This is a genomic window from Streptomyces sp. NPDC033229, assembly GCF_055576875.1.
The window spans coordinates 1-2729 of the sequence record NZ_JBVIQR010000162.1 but is presented as its reverse complement, the minus strand read 5'-3'; the positions used below and the strand labels follow the sequence as shown (position 1 = coordinate 2729).

General features: G+C 67.4%; 2 protein-coding genes and 1 pseudogene. 2 read left to right on the top strand and 1 reads right to left on the bottom strand.

The features are described 5' to 3' along the window. The first annotated feature begins 233 nt into the window (after window positions 1–233). Both ACZ53N_RS37020 and ACZ53N_RS37015 read left to right on the top strand, forming a co-directional pair. Window positions 234–1043 carry a DUF6313 family protein gene (locus ACZ53N_RS37020; RefSeq protein WP_469145091.1) on the top strand — a complete coding sequence of 270 codons (810 nt, stop codon included), beginning with the start codon at window positions 234–236 and terminating at the stop codon, window positions 1041–1043. 30 nt (window positions 1044–1073) lie between these two features. After that, entirely contained in the window at window positions 1074–1721 is a 648-nt protein-coding gene (locus ACZ53N_RS37015) for a pentapeptide repeat-containing protein (protein WP_469145090.1), read from the top strand. Window positions 1722–2219: 498 nt separating this feature from the next. Here the strand turns inward: ACZ53N_RS37015 and ACZ53N_RS37010 are convergent. Continuing rightward, a pseudogene (locus tag ACZ53N_RS37010) lies at window positions 2220–2495 on the bottom strand (transposase); the annotation flags it as partial. Window positions 2496–2729: the final 234 nt, after the last annotated feature.

The window sequence follows — 2729 nt, the reverse complement described above, 5'->3', positions numbered from 1 at the left end:
GAACCGGCAGCCGAAGGCCAGGGTTGATAAGCCACCCCAAAAGCCTCCCACTCGCAAGGCCAGCACACCCACCGAACTTACGAAAAGATCAGTAAGGCCTGCTCTTTGGAGTCTGACGTCCAGCACTGACCCCGGTGAGGCGAGCCGGTGCTCACGCCGCAGGGCTTGGCGCCTGTGTGCGGCGGCAGGGCAAGCTGCATCCGGGTACGCTTTTTGTCCAGGGAGAAGGGCCGATGTCTCTCGACTTGGTTGCCAGACGGGTGGGTTCTTCTACGGTTCGCGTCGGAGGGGTGGCCATGGCTCGTACTGTGGGGCTCGTGTCCCCGTTTTCGCCTGCACCTCCCCCGCCGGGCCGCCAGCGGAGGATCGACGCGTGGTGGGCCGCACGGCACGCGCTCCGCCGACTGCCGTACTGGCTTCTCACTCGTGCCGCAGTAGTCCTGGCCATGTGCACCGCTCTCTACCTGGTGAACGGGTCCCTTATCGGCTGGGTGAGCGCCTATGAGGTGCTGCTCGGCATCAGGACCCCCGCCGCTGCCAGCCCTCAGTGGTGCGCGTGGCTGTTGTCCGTGGCCGGCTGGGTGGCGATCCCCGCGTTCGTCGGAGGCACCGCCGGCTACCTGATCACCACGCAGATCCAAGCCCACCATGCCAGGGAATTGAACGCTGTCCTGGCTGAACTGCGCACCCTCTCCCGTCCACCCGCCCACGCTGCCAACGGCCTCTGGGAGAGACCTGCGATCTCCCTACACGATCTTTATGCGCGCGGTGGCGATATGGGTAAGGCGGTGATCCAGTTCGGCCGCCTCCACCCCCTCCGCGTCCCTACCACCACCGCGGGAGCACAACCGGACTGGGAGAAAGCCGAGAGGCACTGGGTACGCCTTGTGGAAATGCTTCTGGGCAGTGTCAAGCCGCCGCCAGGGTCCTCCGCGAGCCAGGCCCTACGGCGGGCCGAGAACGCCGCTGCCGGGTTCTTGCTGTCGCTGAGCGCCACCGCCGGCCACCAGTGCCCCGTCTGCCGCATACATACCGGGGACTGACCCCGACCGTTTTCTGCCCTGGAGGCTGTAGTGGACCACGACGAGACCCAGCAACAAGCCTGCGTCTTGCGCGGCCTGCTCTATCTCGCCTGCCCCGAAGCGCCCTCCAGCGCCCTGGCATCTACCGCCCTCGCCATCGCACAGCATGCTGTCGGCTCCGCCCTGCCGTCTCACGCCGTCCCGGAGGCCGCAGCTCTCACAGACCCTCGTCCGTCCCCGCTCGAAGACGCGCCCCGCCTTCTGCCACGCGCGAACCTCGGTGGTGCGGACCTCAACGGCGTAAGGCTCGTCGGCGCGGACCTGACCGAAGCAAACCTGGACGACGCTGACCTGGGTGCCGCGGACCTGGCAGGCGCCCGCCTGATGCGCGCGTATCTGTCCGGCGTAAACCTGACCCGAGCGAACCTGCGCAACGCAAACCTGACCGGTGCGTTCCTGGCGGACGCCAACCTCGGCGCCGCGAGTCTGCGTGACGCGAAGCTGACCGACACGGACCTCGTGAACGTGGACCTCACCGGCGCAGACCTTACCGGGGCACACGACCTCACACCACAGACCGGACTGCTGTGGAGCCCGGAGACCCTATGGCCTCACGGTCTCGCGGAACTGGTGCACGACCTCTCCGACCAGGTGACCGCTGGCATTTACCGGGTACGAGCCCAGGACCGCCGATCTTAGTACGCCAGTTACAGTTTGCTGTTCCTGCTGGCCAGGGGCCTCTGCCGCCCTGGTAGCCCCGTTCCACCGCTGGTGGGGGTGGGCCTTGGGCGGGTCGGGATGCTCGGGCGGCTGGTCCACTGCCCCGACCAGCAGTTCGTCGGGGGTGGTGGCCTGGGCGGGGCGGCGGACGGTGTTGCGGGCCAGAGCCAGCTCCCGGGCAATGGGCGCGGGCTCTGGCCCTGGGCGAGCAGATCTGAACGACCGTGTGCTGCCGGCGGACCCGCTCCGACAGCCGGCCGGTCCGCCGGGACCGGGCAGGAGACGACGAGCTCCGTGAGACCTGTTCGACACGAAGGTGTGGGACGGCGCTTTCTCCTGCGGTTCACGTAGCGGAGCCCGGTGCCGGACGACCCTCTTCTCGACCGCTTCGGCCAGGTTCTTCCAGACGTGCCACCGGTCGGCAACGTGGATGGCGTCCGGTGACCCCGAGCCGTCCGGCTTCGGTTACTGAGGTTTTCAGGGTGCGGTCGGTGGGGTGATGGTCAGGCCTGTGGCGGTGAGGCAGCTGTCGATAGGGCGGGGCCGGAGTTGGATTTTGCGTAACTCGTGGCGGAGTGTGCGGTCGAGGTCGTCGGGTGTGCCGAAGGCGGTGTTGGCCATCGCTCTGCGCACGAGGGCCCAGACGGTCTCGACGGGATTCAGGTCGGGTGCATACGGCGGGAGGCGGACGGTGGTGAGCCAGTCGTGCTCGGCTTCGTACCTCTTCAGCCTGGCTGCGAGGTGGATGTTGAGGATGCCTCTATGTTGCGTCTAGCGGCAGAGTGGGCAGCAAGGGACGACGTCGGCTGGATTTGGCGGTAGATCTCGCGAGCGGCGTAGCGTTTGAGACACCCCATGTCGTTTGAGGTCAAGCGGCATGGAGGTGTGCGTAGTGCGATCAGGCGGTCGCTTCGTCGTAGAGGGTGCGGGTCTTGAGGCAGCCGTGGAGGATGCCGACGAGACGGTTGCCGAGCTGTCGACGGGCGG